Origin of the sequence: Pseudomonas fragi, from assembly GCF_025426255.1 — a bacterium.
Taxonomy (GTDB): domain Bacteria; phylum Pseudomonadota; class Gammaproteobacteria; order Pseudomonadales; family Pseudomonadaceae; genus Aquipseudomonas; species Aquipseudomonas kulmbachensis.
Genome location: NZ_CP104862.1, coordinates 32,741 through 53,349 on the forward strand (window position 1 = coordinate 32,741; position 20,609 = coordinate 53,349).

At 54.8% G+C, this 20,609-nt stretch carries 20 protein-coding genes; 13 read left to right on the plus strand and 7 right to left on the minus strand.

What is annotated here, in order from left to right; all coding sequences use genetic code 11:
- Window positions 1-3 precede the first annotated feature (3 nt).
- The 9 genes from N7D90_RS24525 (at window position 4) to virB11 (ending at window position 8,697) form a co-directional block, all read left to right on the plus strand.
- Entirely contained in the window at window positions 4-321 is a 318-nt protein-coding gene (locus N7D90_RS24525) for a type IV secretion system protein VirB3 (protein WP_261742546.1), read from the plus strand.
- Window positions 318-2,795, plus strand: coding sequence for a VirB4 family type IV secretion/conjugal transfer ATPase (locus tag N7D90_RS24530; protein WP_261742547.1), 2,478 nt, complete (start codon window positions 318-320; stop codon window positions 2,793-2,795). The genes N7D90_RS24525 and N7D90_RS24530 overlap by 4 nt, the downstream gene beginning before the upstream one ends.
- Window positions 2,792-3,475 (plus strand): type IV secretion system protein, encoded by a 684-nt coding sequence (locus tag N7D90_RS24535; protein ID WP_261742548.1) that lies wholly within the window; start codon window positions 2,792-2,794, stop codon window positions 3,473-3,475. The genes N7D90_RS24530 and N7D90_RS24535 overlap by 4 nt, the downstream gene beginning before the upstream one ends.
- A complete protein-coding gene (locus tag N7D90_RS24540; RefSeq protein ID WP_261742549.1) occupies window positions 3,476-3,709 on the plus strand; it encodes an EexN family lipoprotein in 234 nt (77 codons plus the stop codon).
- A 69-nt stretch (window positions 3,710-3,778) separates the two neighbouring features.
- Complete coding sequence (locus N7D90_RS24545; protein WP_261742550.1) at window positions 3,779-4,726, plus strand: type IV secretion system protein; 948 nt, start codon at window positions 3,779-3,781, stop codon at window positions 4,724-4,726.
- Window positions 4,727-4,976: 250 nt separating this feature from the next.
- On the plus strand, window positions 4,977-5,678 hold the full coding sequence (locus N7D90_RS24555; protein ID WP_261742551.1) for a virB8 family protein: 702 nt from the start codon (window positions 4,977-4,979) through the stop codon (window positions 5,676-5,678).
- A 7-nt stretch (window positions 5,679-5,685) separates the two neighbouring features.
- Complete coding sequence (gene virB9 / locus N7D90_RS24560; RefSeq protein ID WP_410012398.1) at window positions 5,686-6,498, plus strand: P-type conjugative transfer protein VirB9; 813 nt, start codon at window positions 5,686-5,688, stop codon at window positions 6,496-6,498.
- Window positions 6,498-7,664, plus strand: a complete 1,167-nt coding sequence (virB10, locus tag N7D90_RS24565; RefSeq protein ID WP_261742552.1) for a type IV secretion system protein VirB10 — start codon at window positions 6,498-6,500, stop codon at window positions 7,662-7,664. Before virB9 ends, virB10 begins: the two co-directional genes overlap by 1 nt.
- Window positions 7,665-7,695: 31 nt before the next feature.
- Complete coding sequence (gene virB11 / locus N7D90_RS24570) at window positions 7,696-8,697, plus strand: P-type DNA transfer ATPase VirB11 (protein ID WP_261742553.1); 1,002 nt, start codon at window positions 7,696-7,698, stop codon at window positions 8,695-8,697.
- Between the two features lie 48 nt (window positions 8,698-8,745).
- Here the strand turns inward: virB11 and N7D90_RS24575 are convergent, their stop codons facing one another.
- The gene (locus N7D90_RS24575; protein ID WP_261742554.1) at window positions 8,746-9,789 is read right to left on the minus strand and encodes a hypothetical protein; all 1,044 of its coding nucleotides are present in this window, start codon (window positions 9,787-9,789) and stop codon (window positions 8,746-8,748) included.
- Between the two features lie 54 nt (window positions 9,790-9,843).
- Window positions 9,844-10,479 (minus strand): SOS response-associated peptidase, encoded by a 636-nt coding sequence (locus tag N7D90_RS24580; protein WP_261742555.1) that lies wholly within the window; start codon window positions 10,477-10,479, stop codon window positions 9,844-9,846.
- Window positions 10,480-10,610: 131 nt separating this feature from the next.
- On the opposite strand from N7D90_RS24580, the gene N7D90_RS24585 reads away from it, so the two are divergent.
- Window positions 10,611-11,036 carry a LexA family protein gene (locus N7D90_RS24585; RefSeq protein WP_261742556.1) on the plus strand — a complete coding sequence of 142 codons (426 nt, stop codon included), beginning with the start codon at window positions 10,611-10,613 and terminating at the stop codon, window positions 11,034-11,036.
- Complete coding sequence (gene umuC / locus N7D90_RS24590; protein ID WP_261742557.1) at window positions 11,029-12,306, plus strand: translesion error-prone DNA polymerase V subunit UmuC; 1,278 nt, start codon at window positions 11,029-11,031, stop codon at window positions 12,304-12,306. The genes N7D90_RS24585 and umuC overlap by 8 nt, the downstream gene beginning before the upstream one ends.
- Before the next feature lie 374 nt (window positions 12,307-12,680).
- On the opposite strand, the gene N7D90_RS24595 is transcribed toward umuC, so the two are convergent.
- The gene (locus N7D90_RS24595; RefSeq protein ID WP_261742558.1) at window positions 12,681-13,235 is read right to left on the minus strand and encodes a hypothetical protein; all 555 of its coding nucleotides are present in this window, start codon (window positions 13,233-13,235) and stop codon (window positions 12,681-12,683) included.
- Between the two features lie 425 nt (window positions 13,236-13,660).
- Window positions 13,661-13,993, minus strand: a complete 333-nt coding sequence (locus N7D90_RS24600; protein WP_261742559.1) for a hypothetical protein — start codon at window positions 13,991-13,993, stop codon at window positions 13,661-13,663.
- Window positions 13,994-14,029: 36 nt separating this feature from the next.
- Here N7D90_RS24600 and N7D90_RS24605 point away from each other — a divergent pair, with 36 nt between their 5' ends.
- Both N7D90_RS24605 and N7D90_RS24610 read left to right on the plus strand, forming a co-directional pair.
- Complete coding sequence (locus N7D90_RS24605) at window positions 14,030-14,773, plus strand: hypothetical protein (protein ID WP_261742560.1); 744 nt, start codon at window positions 14,030-14,032, stop codon at window positions 14,771-14,773.
- 43 nt (window positions 14,774-14,816) lie between these two features.
- On the plus strand, window positions 14,817-15,305 hold the full coding sequence (locus N7D90_RS24610; protein ID WP_240056269.1) for a hypothetical protein: 489 nt from the start codon (window positions 14,817-14,819) through the stop codon (window positions 15,303-15,305).
- Between the two features lie 231 nt (window positions 15,306-15,536).
- Here the strand turns inward: N7D90_RS24610 and mobF are convergent, their stop codons facing one another.
- From mobF to N7D90_RS24625, 3 genes are read right to left on the minus strand one after another with little or no spacing between them, the layout of a single operon-like run.
- Window positions 15,537-18,560, minus strand: a complete 3,024-nt coding sequence (gene mobF, locus N7D90_RS24615; protein WP_261742561.1) for a MobF family relaxase — start codon at window positions 18,558-18,560, stop codon at window positions 15,537-15,539.
- Window positions 18,560-20,083, minus strand: coding sequence for a type IV secretion system DNA-binding domain-containing protein (locus N7D90_RS24620; protein ID WP_261742562.1), 1,524 nt, complete (start codon window positions 20,081-20,083; stop codon window positions 18,560-18,562). Before N7D90_RS24620 ends, mobF begins: the two co-directional genes overlap by 1 nt.
- The gene (locus N7D90_RS24625) at window positions 20,080-20,421 is read right to left on the minus strand and encodes a hypothetical protein (protein WP_261742563.1); all 342 of its coding nucleotides are present in this window, start codon (window positions 20,419-20,421) and stop codon (window positions 20,080-20,082) included. Before N7D90_RS24625 ends, N7D90_RS24620 begins: the two co-directional genes overlap by 4 nt.
- Window positions 20,422-20,609 lie beyond the last annotated feature (188 nt).

Genomic DNA, 20,609 nt, shown 5'->3' on the forward strand with positions numbered 1-20,609 from the left:
CACATGGAACCTTCTGAACAAGCATCTGTGCCATTGTTCAAAGGCTGCACCCGCGCTCCAACGGTCGCGGGTGTCCCCATGATGCCGCTGCTTTTGATGTTCATGTTTGTTGCCATGCTCGCATTGAAAGTCAGCCTGTGGTGTTGGGGGTTGGTGCTTCCGTTTTGGTTCGTGATGGCTCAAATCACGAAGACGGACGACAAAGCCTTTCGTATATGGGGTCTTTGGTTTGAAACCAAATTTCGAAACCGTAACAAGGGTTTTTGGGGGGCGTCGTCATACGGCCCCGCTGATTACAGGAAAAGGAGATTCAAAAAATGAGCCTGATGCCGGCCGCTAAAAACCTGCAAAGCGAATCACCGCTTTCAGGCTTCATTCCATACTCGCACCACGTCACGGACAAGATCATTTCCACCAAGTCAGCTGAGTACGTGTCTGTCTGGAAGATCGGTGGCCGGTCGCACACCAGCGCGTCTATCGAGGAAGTTACAACCTGGCGACGTGACCTGAATAACTTCTTTCGTGGCATCGCCACGGCTCACGTATCGGTCTGGTCGCATATCGTTCGGCGTCGCGTGGATGAATTCCCGGATAGCGAATTTGATAACCCGTTCTGCCATCAGCTCGATGAGCATTACCGCGAAAGCTTCACGGGCTACAACCTGATGGTTAACGATCTGTATCTCACGGTCGTTTATCGCCCTGTTGTCGATAAAGTCCTGTCGTTCTTCGGCGCGATGGAAAAGGAATCTGTCGAGGTCAAAACCGAAAGGCAAAAGGCGTGCATCAAGGCGGTTGAAGACATCAACCTGCGCATTAGCCAAAGCCTCGGCAAATACGACCCGGAGAACCTGGGCATCTATCGCCGCAATGATGCCGGCGAGATTCTGGATGACAAGGAAGAAGGCGGTTATGCCTTTTCGTCTGCTTTGGAGTTTCTGGCGTTCCTGGTGAACGGTGAGCATCACCCTATGCCGGTCTGCCGCTCGCGCTTCTCTGAGTACATGGGGCGCAATCGTTTGTTCTTCAGCAAGTGGGGTGAAATTGGCGAGATTCGCACCGATAGCGGCTCTCGTTTCTTTGGCCAGCGCGAAATTTTCGATTACCCGGCGTACACGGAGCCGGGGCAAATCAACAACCTGATGGAAACAAACTTTGAGTTCATCATGACTCAGAGCTTCAGCGCGCTTTCGCGTCACGCGGCTAAAGGGTTTTTGATCAAACAGCAAAAGAACCTGATTGACGCGGCGGACGTTGCGACCGAGCAAATCGAAGAAATTAACGAAGCGTTGAACTCGCTGATTTCCGGTCACTTTGTTATGGGTGAGCATCACGCGACCATTACCGTTTTCGGTGACTCGGGCAACGAAGTACGCGATTACCTTTCTAAAGTATCTTCAGCGCTGAGTGACCGAAGCGTCATTGATACAAAGGTTGATCTTGCACTTGAGGCCGGGTATTGGGCGCAATTGCCGGGTAACTTCAAATACCGGCCACGGCCTGCTGCGATCACCTCCCTGAACTTCCTGTCGTTGTCGCCACTGCACAACTTCTTGAGCGGCAAGCCTACAGGCAATCCATGGGGGCCAGCGGTCACAATCCTGAAAACCGTCAGCGGTACTCCCCTGTATTTCAACTATCACTACTCGAATCCTGAGCAAAACAGCCTCGACAAAAAAATGCTGGGTAACACCATGTTTACCGGCAAGTCGGGTACGGGTAAGACCGTTACCTTAGGCTTCACGCTCGCTCAAGCTCAGAAGTTCGGGCCGAGCATCGCGGCATTCGACAAAGACCGTGGCCTTGAGGTGCTTATCCGCTCGCTGGGCGGTCGCTACTTACCCCTCAAGATGGGCGAGCGCTCCGGATTCAACCCGTTCCAGCTTGAGCCTACGCCGGCTAACTTGTCGTTCCTCAAGCGCTTTGTGCGCAATCTGGTAGGGGCTTCCGGGCCTGTGACCAGCAAGGATGAGGAACAAATCGACAAGGGCATTAACACCCTTATGTCGGAGATTGATAAGCCTCTACGACGCATGAGCATCCTTTTGCAGAACCTGCCCCATGCTGTGCATGTGGGTGAGGATGACGGCCCGGCGACCGTGCACACGCGGCTTTTGAAATGGTGCGAGGGTGGCGAATACGGCTGGATGTTCGACAACCCGACCGATGCGCTTGATCTGACCACCCACAAAATCTACGGCTTCGACGTAACCGAGTTCCTGGAGCAACCGGAGATTCGTGGGCCGGTGATGATGTATCTGATTTATCGCACCGAGCAAATGATTGACGGTCGCCGCTTCATGTACGTGTTCGATGAGTTCTGGAAACCGTTGGAAGACGAATATTTCCAAGACCTGGTGAAGAACAAGCAAAAAACCATCCGTAAACAGAATGGGCTTTGCGTGTTCGCCACCCAGGAAGCCGACGATATTGGCAATAGCCCTATCGCCTCGACGCTTATCGGTCAGTGTTCAACTTTCGTGTTCTTGCCTAACCCGGATGCGGATTACAAAACGTACACCGAAATTTTCAAGCTCACTGATTCAGAGTTCGCATTGCTGAAAGGTCTGGCAGAAGACAGCCGCCGTTTCCTGATTAAACAGGGCGGTAACTGCGCCGTGGCCGAGCTGAACCTTCACGGTTTCGATGATGAGTTGTTGGTTCTCTCGGGCACCCCAGAAACTGCGCAAATTTCTGAACAGTGCGTTGCCGAGTTCGGCGAAGACCCGAAAGTCTGGTTGCCACATTTCTACGAACGCGCCCGCGCTTTGAATGCAAAGGAGACTGCACGATGAAAACCAAACTTGCCCTTGGCCTTCTGTTTGCAGGCATCAGCTCCGTCGCTACGGCGCAAATCCCAACTACTGACGTGATGCTGAACGGCCAAACGGCGCAGCACAATGTCGCGATGGTGGCTCAATGGGCCAAAGAAATTGCCGAGATGAAACAGCAGTACCAAATGCTGACGGATCAATACAAAAAAATGGACATCATGGAAGGTCTGGTGTCCGGCTCCCGTTACCTGGGCGTGAACAATGATCCCGGTATCAATGGGCAAATCCCCGAACCGGGTTCGATCTATACCGGCTCTTACGGGGAAACCCGCTCGATCATGAATACCGAACGAGTTTCCACGACTAACCGTGCCTCACAGGACGAGCTGCGCGAGCGGAATTTCCAATCCGCCGCCTCGGAGAAAGCCTTGGCACTGAAAACCTACGAAGGGGCAGAGTCGCGGTTGGACAATATCAATACGCTGATTTCGAAAATCAGCACCACAAAAGACCCGAAAGCCATTCAAGACTTGCAGGCGCGTATTGGCGCCGAGCAAGCGTTGGTGTCGAACGAATCAACCAAATTGCAAATGGTGTCGCAGCTTTCCCGTTCTGAGGAAAAGCTGGTCGATGAAAAACGTAAACAAATGAACCGGGATATTCTCAATCCCGCGAATACTGATATGCCGGAGATTAAGTGAATGAGTAAGTACCTGATTATCGTGGTTTGCGCGCTGTTGGTGGCCTGTAAAAAAGAGCCAACCAATGACGTCGATTACTACCTGGCACACGCTGACGACCGCAAGGCAAAGCTGGTCGAGTGTGCGAACAATCCAGGTGATAACGCGATAGCAGCAAATTGTGTGAACGCCAAAGAGGCCGAACATAAGAGCCTCTTTAACTCTAAAAACACTGGAATGCCTAGCATTCAGTAAGCGTGTGAGGTTCCCATGGCATTTACGTTATTTGAGCCACTTTTTGCGAAGGTCGATACAGCGACAAATGTGTTTGTGTCTCAAATTTCGACACAAGCCATCGCGACTATCACACCCTTTGTAACTCTCGGGCTGACGCTGGGGTTCATCGCTTACGCGATTGCGATCATTCGCGGCGCCGTAGACATGCCTGTTATGGATTTCTTGGCGCGGTCACTGCGCATTGCAATTATCGTCGGTGTCGCTCTCGCGGGCGGGCTGTACCAGTCGCAAATTGCGGGTGCCATCGTAGAGCTTCCGAACTCGCTAGCGGTCGCCTTGATTTCCAACCCAACCGAAGGGGCCGGGGCTGCCAGCATCATCGACGTAGCGGCCGGTAAAGGCTTTGACGCGGCGTCTAGGGCATTCGAGCAATCGAGCTTCTTCTCGGCGGACGGTCTGCTGTACGGCATCTTTGGAATCATCATCATTCTGGCAACTGCCGTTGTGGTGTCCATCGGTGGTGCGTTCATCCTGCTGGCCAAGGTGGCCTTGGCGTTGCTGGCTGGCCTTGGGCCGATCTTCATCGTCTGCTTCCTGTGGCAGCCACTGTCGCGCTTTTTCGATCTGTGGATTGGGCAGGTGTTGAACTACGTTCTGCTGGTCGTTCTGTTCTCGGCGCTGTTCGGGCTGATGATGGATATCTACGGCGGCTACGTGGCCGGCGTGAAATTCGAGAGTGGCGTTAACGTGGCCTACTCGCTGGGTGGCGCGATCATCCTGTCTATCGCGATGGTTCTGGTGCTGTTGCAGCTTCCAGGCATTGCCGGCGCATTGGCCGGGGGTGCTGCCTTGGGGTACATGCACGAACTGCGCGCCATACGTGGCGGTGCTGCCAGCGTTTCCCGTGCTAGTGGCATGAGTGCAGCGGGCCGGCAAGCGAGCCGGGCGGGTGGCTGGGCCGCTTCCAAGGCTGGCGGCAGCATCAAGACAGGCGCGTCGAAGGCCTACGGATATTTCAAAGGCAGGGCTGCTTAATCTCAGCACATTTTCGCCCCCTAACGGGGGCTTTTTTATTCCAATCAAAATTGCAAATTTGATGTCAAAGAGGTAGGCTTGCTCTTAGTAAAGCCAAAAGGGATTTCATTGTGAAAAAGATAACTGTTTTTCTGCTTTGCGCTTGCATCGTTGCCGGTTGCAGTTCCGCACCAAAGCCTAAAGAACCCAACGAATCAAACCGCGAGCCGGTTAACAAAACCGTGCCTGTAGAAGTGCAAGGAGCCGTCAAATGAGCAAGCCGCAAAAAAAGCCATTGACTGGCAAGGAAGAAATCCAAGCCTACCTGGAAGAAAGCAGCGCACTTGAGCGCGATTTGTTGGCTGAAAAGGAACACTCGAAAAAGTTGGCCTGGCGAACGGCCTATTTCTCCTGGGGCATCGCGTTTGCTGGCGTTCTTGCCGGCATCGCAGGTCTACGTCAAGAAGCGCCGCCTCCGGTGGTGCTGACCGTCGATAGAACGACAGGCGCCGTTGAATCGACAACCGTGCAGCAGGTAGCGGAAGTCAGCTATGGCGAGTCCGTCGATAGCTATTTCGTGAACCGCTATGTGCTTAACCGCGAAGGCTACGAGTATCAAACGATTCAGGGCATGTTCGATTCCACGCGCCTGATGAGCGGCGGTGAGGCATGGGCGGAATACAACGCGCTTTACTCTGGCCCCAATGCTCGCGATGCCCAACTCGGCAATCGCGCCTCGATCAAAGTGTCTGTGCGCTCTATCTCAACGGACTCGGCTACCGGCATTGCGACCGTTCGTTACACCACTCAGCAAAAGTGGTCGAACGGCAAAATCGACCGGCCTGAATACTGGATCGCGACTGTCGGTTACACCTACGTGCGTGCGCTGATGACCACTGAAGAACGGCGCATCAACCCGCTGGGCTTCGTCGTGAACACCTTCCGCGCTGACCCTGAAGTGGTCAAGAACTGAGGCCGCCATGATGATTAAATCTCGTCTTCTGACTTTCGCCCTGGCGGCATCCTGCGCCTTTCCAGTGCTTGCGCTGGACTACCCGGCAGCATCGCCTTACGACCATCGGATTCGCAGCACCACGTTCAACAAGAACGACGTGGTACAGATTGATTCCGTTATTGGCATCACAACCCACATTGAGTTTGAGCCCGGCGAAAACTACATCACGCACGCTTTTGGGGATTCTGCGTCGTACTCCTTCGCCCAGTCCCTTAATCACGTGTTCATCAAGCCTGTGGCTGAACAGGCCGACACGAACCTGATTATTGTCACTGACCGTCGCACCTACAATTTCCGCCTGATCTTCCGGCCGACCCGTGAGGCGAAAGCGCTCTACAGCCTGTCGTTTGCTTACCCTGACACGGCTTACAAGAAGTCGATGGAAGAACAGCGCAAGCAGTCGGTAGCGGATGGTTTCAAGAAGGGGCCACGCGACCGTTACAACATCAACTATGACAAGGCCGGCGACTTCGACATTGCCCCCGTCCATGTGTGGGACAACAACGAATTCACCTACTTCAAGTTTCCGGGCAATGTCGATTTGCCGGGTATCTACCTGGTGGACGCTGACGGCAATGAAAGCATGGTCAACCGAAACACCATCGGCGAAAACAACCATGTCTACTCCGTTCAGAAGGTCAATCCAAAGTGGCGCCTGCGCCTTGGGGATCGTGCGTTGACGATCTACAACAACGCTTTCGACCCTATCGGCGTTGAAAACAAATCGCGGACGCAATCGCCGAATGTCAAACGGGTTGTTGTTGGGGGGGATGAGTAATGGCGCGCAAAGAAGAAATCAACGCGACGGAAGAATTCGACCGGATCGACGGCGAACGCGGCGGCTCGCGCTTGGGCGATCAGCGCAAGCCTAACCCTCCAGGGGCTCGGTTGTTCCTGGTTGCAGTTGTTGCAGCGGTGATTGGTGCCGGTGGGTTCGTCACCTACAAAGCAATGGGCATGATGGGGAACAAAGACAGCGCCGCGGCTGAAAAGGTTGAACCGGTCTTGGGGCTCAACAAGGCCGGCGCTGACTGGAAGCCTAAGCCGGTGATTGAGCAACCCAAACCAGCAGAAGCAGAACCTGTAGAAATGATGCCGGCGCAGCCTGTCGCCAATCAAAGGCAAGTCGCGCAAGCCGGCGCTGCTCAAGGGCAGCCGGAAGGCCCAACACCAGAAGAACTTATTCGTATGCGCCGTCTAGGCGGGCCGCTGAACGGGAATTCAGGCGGTGGCAATGGTCAAGGCTCGCAGCCGTCGCAGGGCCAGTCTGCGCCCGGCCAAGCCTCCGGCAGTGGTAGCGGCCCACTGGCTGATAATCTCCAGCCTGTGCGTCTTGCCGGTGCCCGTGCCGGCGTCTTGCCCGACCGCGACATGATGCTCACGCAAGGTTCGATGATTGATTGCCAGCTTGAAACGAAAATTGTCTCAACCGTTCCCGGCATGACCACCTGCTACACAACCCGGGATATTTACTCCACCAACGGCCGTGTGGTTCTACTCGATAGCGGTTCCAAGGTCGTCGGGCAGTACCAGGGCGGCATGACCCAAGGTCAAGCACGCATCTTTGTGCTGTGGACGCGGGTTGAAACTCCGAATGGGGTAATCATCAACCTGGACTCGCCGGGCGCCGGCCCGCTGGGTGAGGGTGGCCTGGGTGGCTATGTCGATACTCATTTCTGGGAGCGCTTCGGCGGCGCAATCATGCTGAGCTTGATTGGCGACGTTGGGGAGTACCTATCAAACAAGGCGTCGGGCGGCGGGGACGATCGGATTACCTTTGATAACACCTCTGATGCGGGCCAAGACATGGCGTCTACTGCATTGGAAAACACCATCAACATTCCGCCGACGCTCTACAAGAACCAGGGCGAACGCCTGCAAATCTTCGTAGCACGTGACCTTGATTTCAGAGGGGTGTACAGCCTTGAGCGCAGCAGCCGCTAGTTTCGGCCGTGATACCACGGTGAACCAACTAATGCGTCCGATTGTTCCGCACCTGGAGCGGCAGGACGTCTTCGAGGTGACGGTTAACCGTCCGGGCGAGTTGTGGACCCGGACGTTCCAGGGCTGGGAAATGGTCAAGATTCCTGAGCTCACAATGACCTACCTAACGTCGCTGGCCAACGCCATTTGCGTGTTCAACGGCATCCCGTTGCAAAGCATTGTTTCGGTCGTATTGCCAGGCGGTGAACGGGGGCAAATTGTACTGCCCCCGGCCTGCATCGACGGCACCTTGTCCTTGATTATCCGTAAGCATTCATTGGTGGTTAAAACACTCGATGAGCTGGCAGCCGAGGGCGCTTTCGATAGCTTCCAAGATGTGTCGTTCAACAAGCCAACGGCGGATGAGGCGCAAGCGCTGGTGTCGAAACGGGACTTCAGCCGCCTTGCTCCGTTCGAGGCCGATCTTCTGGCCCTCAAGCGCGAAGGCCGGATGCGTGATTTTCTTGATATGTGTGTCAGCACGCACCGGAACATCATCATTTCCGGCAAGACCGGTTCGGGTAAAACAACCTTTGCTCGATCCATCATTGAGCGGGTTTCACCCGATGAGCGCCTGTTGACCATCGAGGACGTACACGAACTGTTTCTCGAGAATCACCCGAACCGTGTCCACATGCTCTACGGCTACGGCAAGGGCCGGGTTACTGCGGTCGAGGCTCTGCGCTCTGCCATGCGCCAATCCCCTGATCGGATTTTCCTCGCTGAGCTGCGCGGTGATGAGGCATGGGAGTACGTAGGCAGCGCAAACACCGGCCACCCTGGATCAATCACCACTACCCATGCGAACAATGCGCTAAAGACTTACCAGCGCGTGGGGACTCTGATTAAACAGTCGGAAGTCGGCCGGGCGCTGGATCAGGACATGATAAATCGCACGCTCTACAGCACTATCGACGTGGTGCTGTACTTCTCCGAGCGCAAGCTGTGCGAAGTGTTCTACGATCCCGTGTTTGCCAAAGAGCAAATGCGCTGATGGAAAAAGCCCTGCGATGCAGGGTTTTTTTTGGGATTGGTGATTGTCCTAGCGCCGCTGCTCAAGCCACTCATCTTCAGCGCACTGATCGCACAGTCTTCCTCCTTCGTTTGCAACATACTCTGTAATCGGTTTCTCGCAGCCGGCGCATTTTGGCCATACAGTTTCATATCCGCACCAGTGGCATGTCGAATCGGTTATTAAATACATGCGGGCAGAACACGCACTGCATTCTTGTACAGTCCTGGGTTCTGCTTGCTCGAAAGGATCTTCATGCACGTCAGAGAAATTATCTTCTAAAAACTCGATTGCTGATTCTGTTTTACTGCAAGCAAAACATTGCAAGCGAAAGTCTGTTGTATCAATTGATACTTGGTTGTCTACATCCTCTTGCAAGGGGCCAAGCAGTGAGGAATAACATGCTCTGCAACAACACTCGCGCAAAAAATTCATTGCGGGATTAGGGTATTCAATTGCAGTCCATGCGTTTTCAACTTGAATCTGGCATTCCTTGAAAAAGTCATGCGTAGCAAGCATCGTTGGCCAAGCGTCCCCGAGCAAAGCTGCTGGCGTTTCCCCTAGCTCCTCTGTAATGAACCGACTAAGCATGGGGAACAGCGCCGCTATAGAGGCTTGGATGCTGCTGATAGGGTCGGTAGGATGAAGGTGTTCCAAAGCATTCCGACAGTCGCGCAAAGTCAAAATCGCCTTCCAGTCGTGATTAACACCTAGGCTTTCAAGCCTTGCCTTAATCATGCCTGTATTTATGGTTTCTTTATCATGCAGCGTTGGTGACCAAGATATGTTGCCAGTATCCGTAATAAAAGGAAGTACAGATGCTGGTTTGTAGATGAGTGCTTGGGCCTGTTCGGGTGTTTTGGCGAGGGAGGCTATTTTATACTTGAATAGCAGTAAAACGCCGGCATATATATTTCTAGCCGCAGATAAAGCTCTCGTGGTTTTTCCAGGTGTGTCGCGACTTATAACAAAATCCTCTACCCCGAGCTGTATAGAGCTAACTGCGTTCTTTCGTATTTCGTCAATATTGAACCTGTCGGCTTTTGTATGCTTGCGATTGCTATTTCTGGACATTGCCATTTCCTTGTTTGGCGCAGACTCGCGGACATTCGCGGCGGGCCTGCGTGTTTACGCAGCTGTCATACGATCGGCCGGATACTCCCTCATGAATTCCATGCTTTCGCTTGCGGAAGCATTCAACCAATCGTGATAGAGCCCTTTCGGCAAAATTACCACCATACGTTTCTCGTCTCCCGCTCGATGGTAATTACGCATGAACGAGTGCTGGTCGGCATTGATTGTCAGCATCGAGTAGCTAAACACATCTTCACCCGATGGGTTTTTCCAGCGCTCCCACAGGCCCGCTATGCCCATAGGCTCGCCGTCGCTGCGAGTGATCCGGGTTGCGATGGCTTTACCGCTACGCCAGTCGGGCTCATAGATGGCGGCCGCCGGAATGATGCAATGTTGACCGTTCTTCCAAGCATTGCGAAAGGACGGTTTAACAGCCGCCGTCTCTGATCGGGCGTTGTAGCAGCGCCGGGCAATTTTCGTGTCTTTGCTCCATCCAGGTATTAAGCCAAACGAGCCCGATAGCACCTCCCGCGCTGAATCAAAGTCCTCCGGATCGTCCCGTTTGGCCGCCCCCCGGACAAAGGGGCCGAAATAACCAGGCCAAAGGTCCAATTTGGCTTGTTCAATTGGCTCCACGCCGAACGCCAAGGCAAGTTGTCCAGGGCTGGGGGCTTCATAATGGCTGCACATTACTCATCTCCTGATTGTCCCGCCGTCGCGCACCAGGGCGACCCGTCTATCTGTATCCGCTAGATAAAAATTGACCGGGCTCTGCGAACAAAGTTAACTGTATATTTGTACAGCATTCGGAAGCGTGCGTCATGAGCTATTCCATCCTGGGACCACTCGCGGCCGGCGGTGTCGCCCTGCCCCTATGTTCGTTTCGCGTACCGGCTGGGTTTCCATCGCCGGCAGCAGACCATATTGAGCAGCAAATCTCGCTCGATGAAGTATTGAACATCCGAGCGCCGCACGTTTACCTCGCGTCGATAAGCGGGGATAGCATGCAAGGCGCTGGAATTTTTGACGGTGACTTGGCGGTGGTAGATCGATCTATAGAAGCCGTGCACGGTCACATTGTTATCGCGCTGTTGAACAACGAGCCGTTGTGCAAACGGCTCTGCCTGCGGGGCAAGGACGTAATCCTATTGTCTGAAAACCCCAAGTACCCGCCGCGCTACGTCATGGATGGGGACGAATTGGCCATTTGGGGGGTGATAACCAGCAGCGTGCGTAGCCATGTCTGAATCACCGCCCGTATTCGGTTTGATTGACTGCAACAGCTTCTATGCGAGCTGCGAGCGTGTATTTCGCCCGGACTTGGCCAAGGTTCCTGTCGTCGTTCTCAGTAACAACGATGGTTGCGTAATCGCTCGAAGCTACGATGCAAAGCCGTTCGTGAGGATGGGCGAGCCGTATTTCCAAATCAAAGACAAACTGCGCCGCCACGGCATCGTGGCCTTCTCTTCCAACTACGCGCTGTACGGTGATATGAGCCAGCGGGTCATGAGCGTAATTGAGTCAATGGTGCCCGCCGCTGAGGTCTACAGCATCGATGAATCATTCGCGGATCTACGCGGCGTGCCTAATCCGGAAGGACTCGGCCGCAAGATCCGCGCTCAGGTTCTTCGCTGCACCGGCATCCCTGTTGGGGTAGGCATTGCCCGCACAAAAACACTGGCCAAGTTGGCCAACCACACGGCAAAAAGGCTGCAAGCGCAAACGGGGGGTGTGGTCGATATTTGCGATACCTTCAAACGCGACTGGGTACTGCGCAATACCGATGTTTCCGAAGTTTGGGGAGTCGGCCGGCGAATGAAAGCAAACCTGGATGCGATGGGTATCAAAACCGCAATGGACTTGGCAAAAGCCGATCCGTGGACGCTGCGAAAGAAATTTAGTGTGGTGATTGAGAAAACGGCTCGGGAGTTGGCCGGCACCTCATGCCTGGAGCTGGACGAACCCAATCCACCCAAGCAGGAAATTTGCTGCAGTCGGGCGTTTGGTCAGCGCATGACAGAATTACCAGCGATCAAAGAAGCCGTGGCCACCTATATGATGCGCGCTTCAGAAAAACTGCGCGCTCAGCATTCGCTGTGCAAGAAGATCCGCGTCAGCATTCGCACAGGCATGTTCAATCCTACTGAGGCGCAGTATGCCAACGGCGTGGTGGTCGACCTTCCCTATCCTACTGATGACGTGCGGTTGCTTACCAAGACCGCTACTGAGGCCGTAGAGCGGGTGTTCCGTCCAGGATACCGGTACAGCAAAGCAGAAGTGATGCTGCTGAATCTATGTCAGCCGGGTGAATACACTGATGATCTGTTCGCAAGCACCCAGCCAACCGACTCGACAAAGGTTATGTCGGTACTTGATGAAATCAATAATCGGTGGGGACGCGGCACTCTACGGGTGGCTAGTGTTCCGTCGAGTCCAGAATGGGCCATGCGGCGCAGCCTCATGAGCCAGAGTTACACGACCAAACTCGACCAGTTATGGCGTATCAACTGTACATAGCCGTCAGACTGGGTAATTGCACAGACTTGCCCACCCATTTGCATTCGACCTGACCAATCATTTGCATCGGATTTGACCATCATGCTGCGTGGGCATGACCGGCAGATAACGACCGATTCTGTTGAAAAAGTCGGCTTCGGTTTCCACAGCAGAAAAGTTCGCGCCTGAGATTGAAATCTGTGCTTTGGGCAGAAGGTTCACGACTCGGATTTCACGTAGCAGCACGCAAAAGAGGTGTTTTTACCCATCAGTATTCGAGCGTTTTGGGCAAACCGACTTTTTCAACAGAATCGACCCTTTGCAGACATTCATAACGTGCGAGTTCAGCGGCGAAGCAAAAGCGCAGCTTTTGCGGAGTCCGCTGCAACGACGTGTCAGGCGCGAGGGCTTCTACCATCGGTAGGCTCCTTACCTTTGAGGAAGTTGCTAATAGCAAGCGTCATTATGCTGATAGCCATCGCTCCGAGTAGCCATTTGTTCAAGTCGTAGATCCGGTCCACCCCCTCTTTGACTGCGATCAAGTTTGCTTGATGCGCGGCCTTAACATTTTCGAGATCACGTTGTAGGAGCGGTATTTCTAGTGCCTTCGCAGGATTGGCTAGTATTACTTGCTCAAGCTTTTCCTGCCGCGAGGCAAGCTGCTTAATCGCACTCTGCGTTTGCTGCAATTGAATCGCAAGTTTCGACGCGGGAGGAAGTGCGGTGACGTTTTTCAGATCAGTTTTGATGGAGCGAAGCTCCTCCTTAAGCTTGGCCGTTTCTGCTAAAGCCATATCCAAGGACACCTGATCGACCTGAAACTTGACACCATAGATATCGTTCACTCGAAATGTGTCCATGCTTGAGTAAAGAGCGACGGAGAAGCCAACCATTGCGGCGACGATACTCAAAATCGATGAGACGGGAATTTTCTTGAGCGATGAGAACATTATGAGCCTCCTGAGGATCGTCCTTGGCTCCTAACTCCTATCAGGAGTCATGCCATGTCGCGATGGCTTGTCGTATAACGCTCCTTGTCGTCCTGTAGGTACTTGTCTAGCTTAGACGTGGTTGCGGCAAACACGACATCGCCAAAAGAGAAACACGACAAGGCTGACGGCCAGGCCCTGCTGCCTTCTAGATTCGAAAGCAGCATCGATGATGCCGCCCATTTGCCATCACTGAGGCCACCGTCCGCTCCTGGCCGTTCTCTGCCGATCATGGTTACAAAGCGTGCTGGTCAAATCCGATGCAATCGGTTGTCAGAACGAATGCAAATGACTGGTCAGGTCGAATGCAAACGGGTGGTCAAGTGGACTGCAATTTCGCATCAGACGGAACCCGACACTCCCCTACACCTACACCTACACCTGGATCAATCCTCCTGTTGAAAGATGGCGTCGTGCGCGACTTTGCTGTGCTTCTGCAAAAAGGCTTTCGCCTTTAATCCCAAGGGTTCACCCTCGGCCACCAACTGGCGCACTAGGTCGAAAGCGGCGGCGTCATCCTTTAGGATGCGTGTTTCGTCAATGCTCATAAGCTCGAAAGGGGGATAGTTAAAGTCGAAGGGGCCAACGGGCTTTCGCTTCCTGGATGGGCTACCAACATCGAAAATACCCCAGCCCTGTTTTGCTGCCGCGTCAGCATCGGCTTTCGTCCAGTCATTGAGGACTGCGGCCCACTTGGCGGAATTAGTCGTGCGTTTCATGGTGGATAGCACAGGGATTAGGCGAGAAAGGAAAGTATGGCTGTTGATTGGAAAATCGTAGGGCTGCCCCGGTGGTACGACTGCAAGCTTGGCCGTATCAAAGACCAGACCCTGGCAAGACTGGTCGGTATTTCAAAGAATCGAATCAGGGCTCGCCGTCTTATGCTCGGCATCGCCGCCTATACAGTCGATCAGGCGATTGAACCGTTCCGTGATTTGCTGGGAGTTGAGTCCGATCCGGTGATTGCCGCTCGATGCGGTGTGTCCGTGTCCAGTGTGACGACTTACCGCGAGTCGCTGGGCATAGCACCCTTGGCGCGACCGACACCGAGAAAACAGCGCATCCCGGCAAACCATCCGGTCAGACCCTACAAGGCGCTGCTGGGCCTTGTGAGTGACCAAGACATAGCAAAGCTATCAGACGTTCCAGTCGCCACGGTCAAATCGTTGCGTGAGGCGTTCGGCTTCGAGCCTGCAGCTCCCTTGCCTGAGCTACCAAGGCCAGACCCGGTACCAGACTATCAAGGCCCGTGGCTTGGGTACGAGTCGCTGTTTGGCACCATGTCTTCGGCAAAGATCAGTCGTGCAGTAGGTGTTCCTCTCGCCGTGGTCGAACAGCGGCGGGAGTTCCTGGGCGTGAAGCCCTATCAGCGCGTGTCGCGGGCAGCTCGATACAAGCATCTGTTTGGGGTGGTACCCAATAACGTGTTGGCAAAGCTCGCGGGGGTGTCGCCGGCACGCATTGCGGATATGCGCACAAGAGCAAGCTTAGGGAACTGACTGGTACACTGCTGGCCCCTCACGTGCTTGGCGCAGCTTGAACATGCAATGGAATGACCTGGTTATCAACGGAAAAACCGTGAGCATGGCGCACATGCAGCCGTTCGAGCTGACGTTTGAGGTGGCCAACGAAGCGTTGACGATCAAATTCGAATTCGGCTTCCACTGCTTTACCGACGACAAAGGCCACGGTGAGACGCTCTATCATAAAGGCGAGCGGCGCTACTTCTGCCCTGATCGGTACAACTGTAGCAGCCAGCTACGGGACTATATCGAGCGCCGTTTCATCGAATCGCTGGCTGTGCCGCACAACAGCCAGAAAAAGGGCGGGCAACGCTATTTCTGTATGGATCTGCACGAATACGCGATCTTTTTTTCGATCACAAAGCCCCAAGGCACGACCAATTACCTGCGCTTGCACGTAATTTCAGCCTACGAGGTGGCCAACTGGGGACGGCATTCGTTGCCAGGCGGGAAGGCTTTCAACATGCGCTACATCCTCAAGGTGCGGAATGAAGGCAAATCGGTCTGACAGATAGCAGAAAGCCCCAACCGCTTGCGCGCCTGGGGCTCTCTGTGAATCTCAATATCGGCGTGTTCTTTTCGACGTTGCCGTCGTTATCCTGCTCACGGGCTAGGAGAGCTTTACGCTCCGAAATCAACACTTCCCTTTCGGGATTCCGGTCTGTGCTGACGTAGTAACTATATCAAAATAGTTGTCGCGCGTGTCAACTGAATTGACAATTTGTCAATTCAGCCCCGCTTAACGACCTATTTCCCGGCGCTCCTGCTGTTTCAAGGCTTTCCCTTGCTCGGTGGGTAGTTTGCCAACAGGGTCGCGGCCAGCGGCCTTTTGCGGCCCTGTAGCGCCCTTCTCCGGTTGCGTCTTGCTGGCCCGCTGTGGCCGTTCTGCGGTTTTGTCCTTGTCGTGTGGCTGTTTGGCCCCCTTCCCTGCTTCTGCGTGCTTCTGTGCCTGTTCCTTTAGCTCCTGCAGGCGTACTTTTTCCTCTGGCGACCTGTGCAGTTTGTACGATAGATCGAGGGCGGCGTGCTTCACGTTCTCACGGCTGATTGCCTTGGGTAGCGCGCTTCTGTCGTCGGTGAAAATCTTGGCATCATGGCGTGCCCTGGAGATGGCCACGTAGTAAACGTCTTTCGCGGTAGTCCTGCTTTTTGCGTCCGCGTCGATCAGCACGCGGTCTGCAGTCAAGCCTTGGCTACTGTGAACAGTCGCTGCATAGGCATGGTCAAGGTGAAGTGGCTTGTCGGTCGGCAGCACAATGCTCCGACGGTCGCTGCGCAGGGTTACGGCCTCTTTCGTGATGGCTTCCACGGTGAACCTGTCACCGTTGGCCACGTCTAGCGTGGCATCGTTGCGGGTGATGCGAACCTTATCACCTGGTGCCAGTTCGGCCCGCTCGGGCTGGTATACCGAAAGTTTCGTGTGCTGCATCGGATTGATCGCCAGTACCTCGCCTTCCTTGCTTTTCAGCGTTAAGCGATTACCCGGCCCGGTGTCCTGGATCGTGTACAGCTCGCCACGCTTCAACCCGCTTTTCTTGTAGTCCACTTCGGGCTGGATCACGTCACCTACGTTGAAGTACTTCGAGAACTTACGTTCTGCCTGGGTCGTGTCCGTCCGGGTCAAAGTATCGACCTCTCGGCCCTGCCCAAGTGTGCCCAGCCCTTCACGCACGGCCTTGTTAATCTCGCGGCGTGCTTCGTTGGTGCCCGACACAATGATTGCTTGTTCACGCTGTGAGGGAGTCAATGCCACGTACTCGTCAGCGATGGTCTGCCGGCGTTCGTGCTTGTCCTCAATCTCCACGACTGAGCTGATTTTGTTGAGCGATTCGGCCGTTTTGCCACGGGCCGAAAGCTCGACCGCTTCTTTCAGCAGCGGGTCTTTCTGCCGTTGAATTTCTTCCATCTTGGCCGTCGCCATGCCGCCGGCCTGGAGCTGGTCGAATGGCCGGCCGGCTTCAATGGCTTTCGTCTGTGCTGTGTCGCCCATCAGCACAACACGGGCGCCTGCTTTCTCGGCGATCTTCAAGAGCTGATCCATTTGGCGAGCAGGCACTACACCGGCCTCGTCGATCACCAATACGGTGCGCTCGTTGATGTTCTTGTCCTTGGCCTTTAGAAAGGACGCCAAGGTATTCGACTCGACGCCCAGCTCGCGCAGCGCTCGTACCTGGCTGCCGTAGGGCGCCAGTGCGCGAACCTCGTAGCCATTCGATTCGACCATCTGTTTTGCGGTGTCGAGCATGTGGCTTTTGCCCGTGCCGGCGTAGCCCTGAACGCCGATTACCCGGTTTGAAGTGGTGGCAATCAGCTCGGCGGCGCTGCGCTGGCCAGCGTTTAGATTGGTGCCTTCCAGGATGATTTTCGCTATGTCGGCTGACATGACCGGCTGCATAGCGCCTCGGCCGTCGCGCTCGATGCTGTGAATCCGTTTTTCGCGCTCCAGGGCGGTTTGTGTGGTGAACTGCGGCTCCGTTTCGATCAGGCTTTTGCGCTGGATCGCGGTATCCACACGCTCACGCGCTGCGCCGGCCGACATGCCCTTTGCCTCCAGCTCGGCCACCCAAGCCTCACGGCTTTGTCCTCGATCACCGCCAAGGGCGTTTTCCGCCGGCCGGTACATGGTCTTTTGCTGGATCAGATAACCGCTTACGATCTGCCGCTTAATTTCTGATTCCACGTCCTTCATCGTGGCCCCGGCCATACCATGCTTAACGGCCGTGTTAATCAGATTGCCCTCAGTCATGACTGACTGGCGTTCGGTCAGGTGGTTGACGGCGAAACGAACGGCCCGCTTTGCTGCAAGGTCTGCGGCCACTTCGCTTGGCGTGTGGTTGCGCTCGATGTGCGGTCCTTTCGCGTCTACGCCGGCCCATTCCCTGCTTTTGAAGTCGATCCCAAGGTCTTTGGCCCGGTCTTTCCAGTCCTTGAACAAGGCGTCACGCTCGGCGCCGGTCTTGGGCGATCTGGTTTCCATCGCCGCCGCCTGCTTTTCCGCGGTGGTGGCTGTTTCTCGGGTCTTGCCCTGGCTGGCCAGACGTTCCTCAATCTGCGCGCTGCGCTGGCTGAAGCCTTCGAGTTGTTCGCGGCTGATGTGGCCCAGCTCGAACATGCCGTCTCGTTCGTGCCGGATGTTGTAGCCCTGCTTTGCCAGCTCCGCCGCAAGCTCGGCGCGATACATCGCCCCGAGGTACTTGGTCATTTTGATGATTTCGTCGTTCTTCAGTGCGCGCCATTGGCCGTCGCTGCGCTGCGTCATGTTCAAAACAACGGCGTGAGTGTGCAACTGCGGGTCTTTCTCTCGGCTTGTTTCGTGGCGGAACTTGGCGACAACCAGATTGCCGGTGTCCTCCACCATCGTGATTCCGTTTTCCTTTTTGCGGGCCTGAGCCCGCTGCTCGGCCAGCTCGATAGCCTTGGTCACGGCCTTGTCGTGGGCCTTGATAATGGCGGCATCGCCGCCTATCAGCGCCTGGAGTGACACGCTTTTAGGTGCTGAGAACGTGAGGTCGATGCCGATCCGTTCCTTGCTGTCCTTGCGGGTGTCTGAGCGGATGATTTTCACGCCCGGCAATATTTCCCCGGCCAGCAGCTCCCTGAAACGCTGGCTATCAACTTCGCCGGACAGGCCGAGGGCTTTTGCACCCTCCCCCTGCCATTCCATGGATTCGCCCTCCTTGGCGTAGTAGTCGTCTGCGCCGTCGCCGTAGTAGCTGGCCAGCGCGCCGATACTTTTTCGGGTCAATACCTGGTGACTAAGCATTACGCGGCTCGCTCAATGAATGGCTCGTTGATCTTCTTAAAGTTCAACGGCTCTAGCTTGAATTTCGCCACGGGGAAGTCACCCGCAAACGCGATGTAGCCCGTCAGGTCTGGCAGGCTGGCGATTTCCGAAGCGGTCACCACATACTCCGGCTTCACCTCTTCGGATTTGCTGGTGGTGGTGCGGTTTCCGGTACTCTTGCTGTACTTGTCGCGCTCTACTTCGTGCTGTCCAAGTGCTTCACTCATGTCCTTGCTGGTGCGTGGGTCGGTTTTCGAGCCGCCCAAAACAACCAGCGAACGGAAGCAAGAGCGCAGCGTCTGTGCCAGATCGCGGCCGTAAATATCGTCAAGCTGCGCGGTGGACTGGAGCCCGGCCACCACACGCAAGCCGTGTTTGCGGCCTTTGGTAAGCGCTGCCTCCAGAGAGGCCAGCTTTTCCAAGGACGCCAGTTCATCAATAAATGCCCATATGCGGCGGTTTTCGTCTTCGTCCATGGAAAGGATCGACACAAAAAAGGCGTCGATCCACGCCGAAATAAGCGGCTTCAGGGCTTCGGCCATGTCCTCGCGCCAGGTGATGTACAGATTTCCTTCGCCTTCTTCCAACCAGGTGCGAATCGAAAAGTCGCCAACCGGCATGTTCAAGTGTTCCGGCAACTTGTCGGACAGCACAAACCGGGCTGAAGTGAGGGCCTTGCTGGCTTCGCTCGATCCGGCAAACAGGGACTCGGCAGTGGTGCCCTTCAAGAATTCACGCAGGCTTTCCGGGTCTGCAATAGTTGTCCAGTGGAACAACTCATATACCGAAGGTTTGCCCAACATCTTCAACTTGCGGGCGGTTTCGCGCAGCAACAAACGGCCATAGGCGCACCATTCTTCAGCGTCTGCTGTTTGCCCGCGCGGGACAAGCGACAGCGCGTAACGGTGAAAGTCGTAATCTGCGCGAATCTCGTTGAAGAATGTCCAGCCCTTAGTTCGGGAATCGTAGGGGTTTAATACAATGTCTTTAGGCCCACCGAATTTTGAGTACATATCACCGTTGGGGTCTAGAAAAACCGCCCGATCACGGCGCTTGAGGGAGGTATAGGCAAGCTCTCGCATCAGCACGGATTTACCGGAGCCGGTCGCACCTTGAACTAGCGTGTGCAAGTTTTCGACCTTTGTCGGCATAGGAATATTGGCAATAGTTACTTGTTCTTGCTTCTTCTCCTGCGTCAGCTTCTTGAGTGCGCTAATGCTTGCGGTTTTGGTGCCTCGAAGAAATTTGCGAAACGGTGCACCGCCAAAATCAGTTTTCCCGAGTTGCCCCATAAGCCATATCAGCAAGATCGCCAGTGCCAGCCCGCCAATGGCAGAGGCCAGCAATACCGGTTTTTCATGAGTGTGCTTTACAAGCTCCCAACCAGATTTCCACTTCGGCACTGTGAGAACTTCGGTTTTCTTTACCGCCATGCTCCAAAAAGCAACTGGCAGCAATAACACTAAAACTAAGCCAAACTGCCTACGGTCCTCGTCTCTCATTTTTCACTACTCCAAAGCGTGATTCCCTGACGTTCTAATTCCTTCTGTGCCAGACCGTTTTTAGCGCCGCCGAGTTGGCGCAAGGTCAGCAACATTTCCAGCAAAACAGCGGTCATGTCACCGCTGCCGACCGTGCTTTTTTCCGCTCCTGGTGCTCGATCTGCCAAGCGCTCGACGGCCCGGCGGAGCATCTGCACTTCCTCAAGCAGCACGTCCTCACGCTCCAGGCGGTCGCGTAAAAAGGTACTCAAGGGCAGTTCGGCAGCCATGGCCTGAGCCTCGTAAAGCTCCCGCTTTTCGACCGACAGACGCAGGGGGATAGCATTAGATAACCGCATTTCTACTCCTGTAGAGCCAATGTTATACAGAAAATCTATATAAACCGTGGCCTGCAGCCTATCCTGTAGTCGCACAACAATACAACTGTAAAAGCGCGAATGGTCGGCTAAGCCTTGAGAATCAAGGCCCGCCGCCGCACCCGTAGGGTGCGTATGGTGTATCGCTTTACCAGTTAAGGATAAGGAAC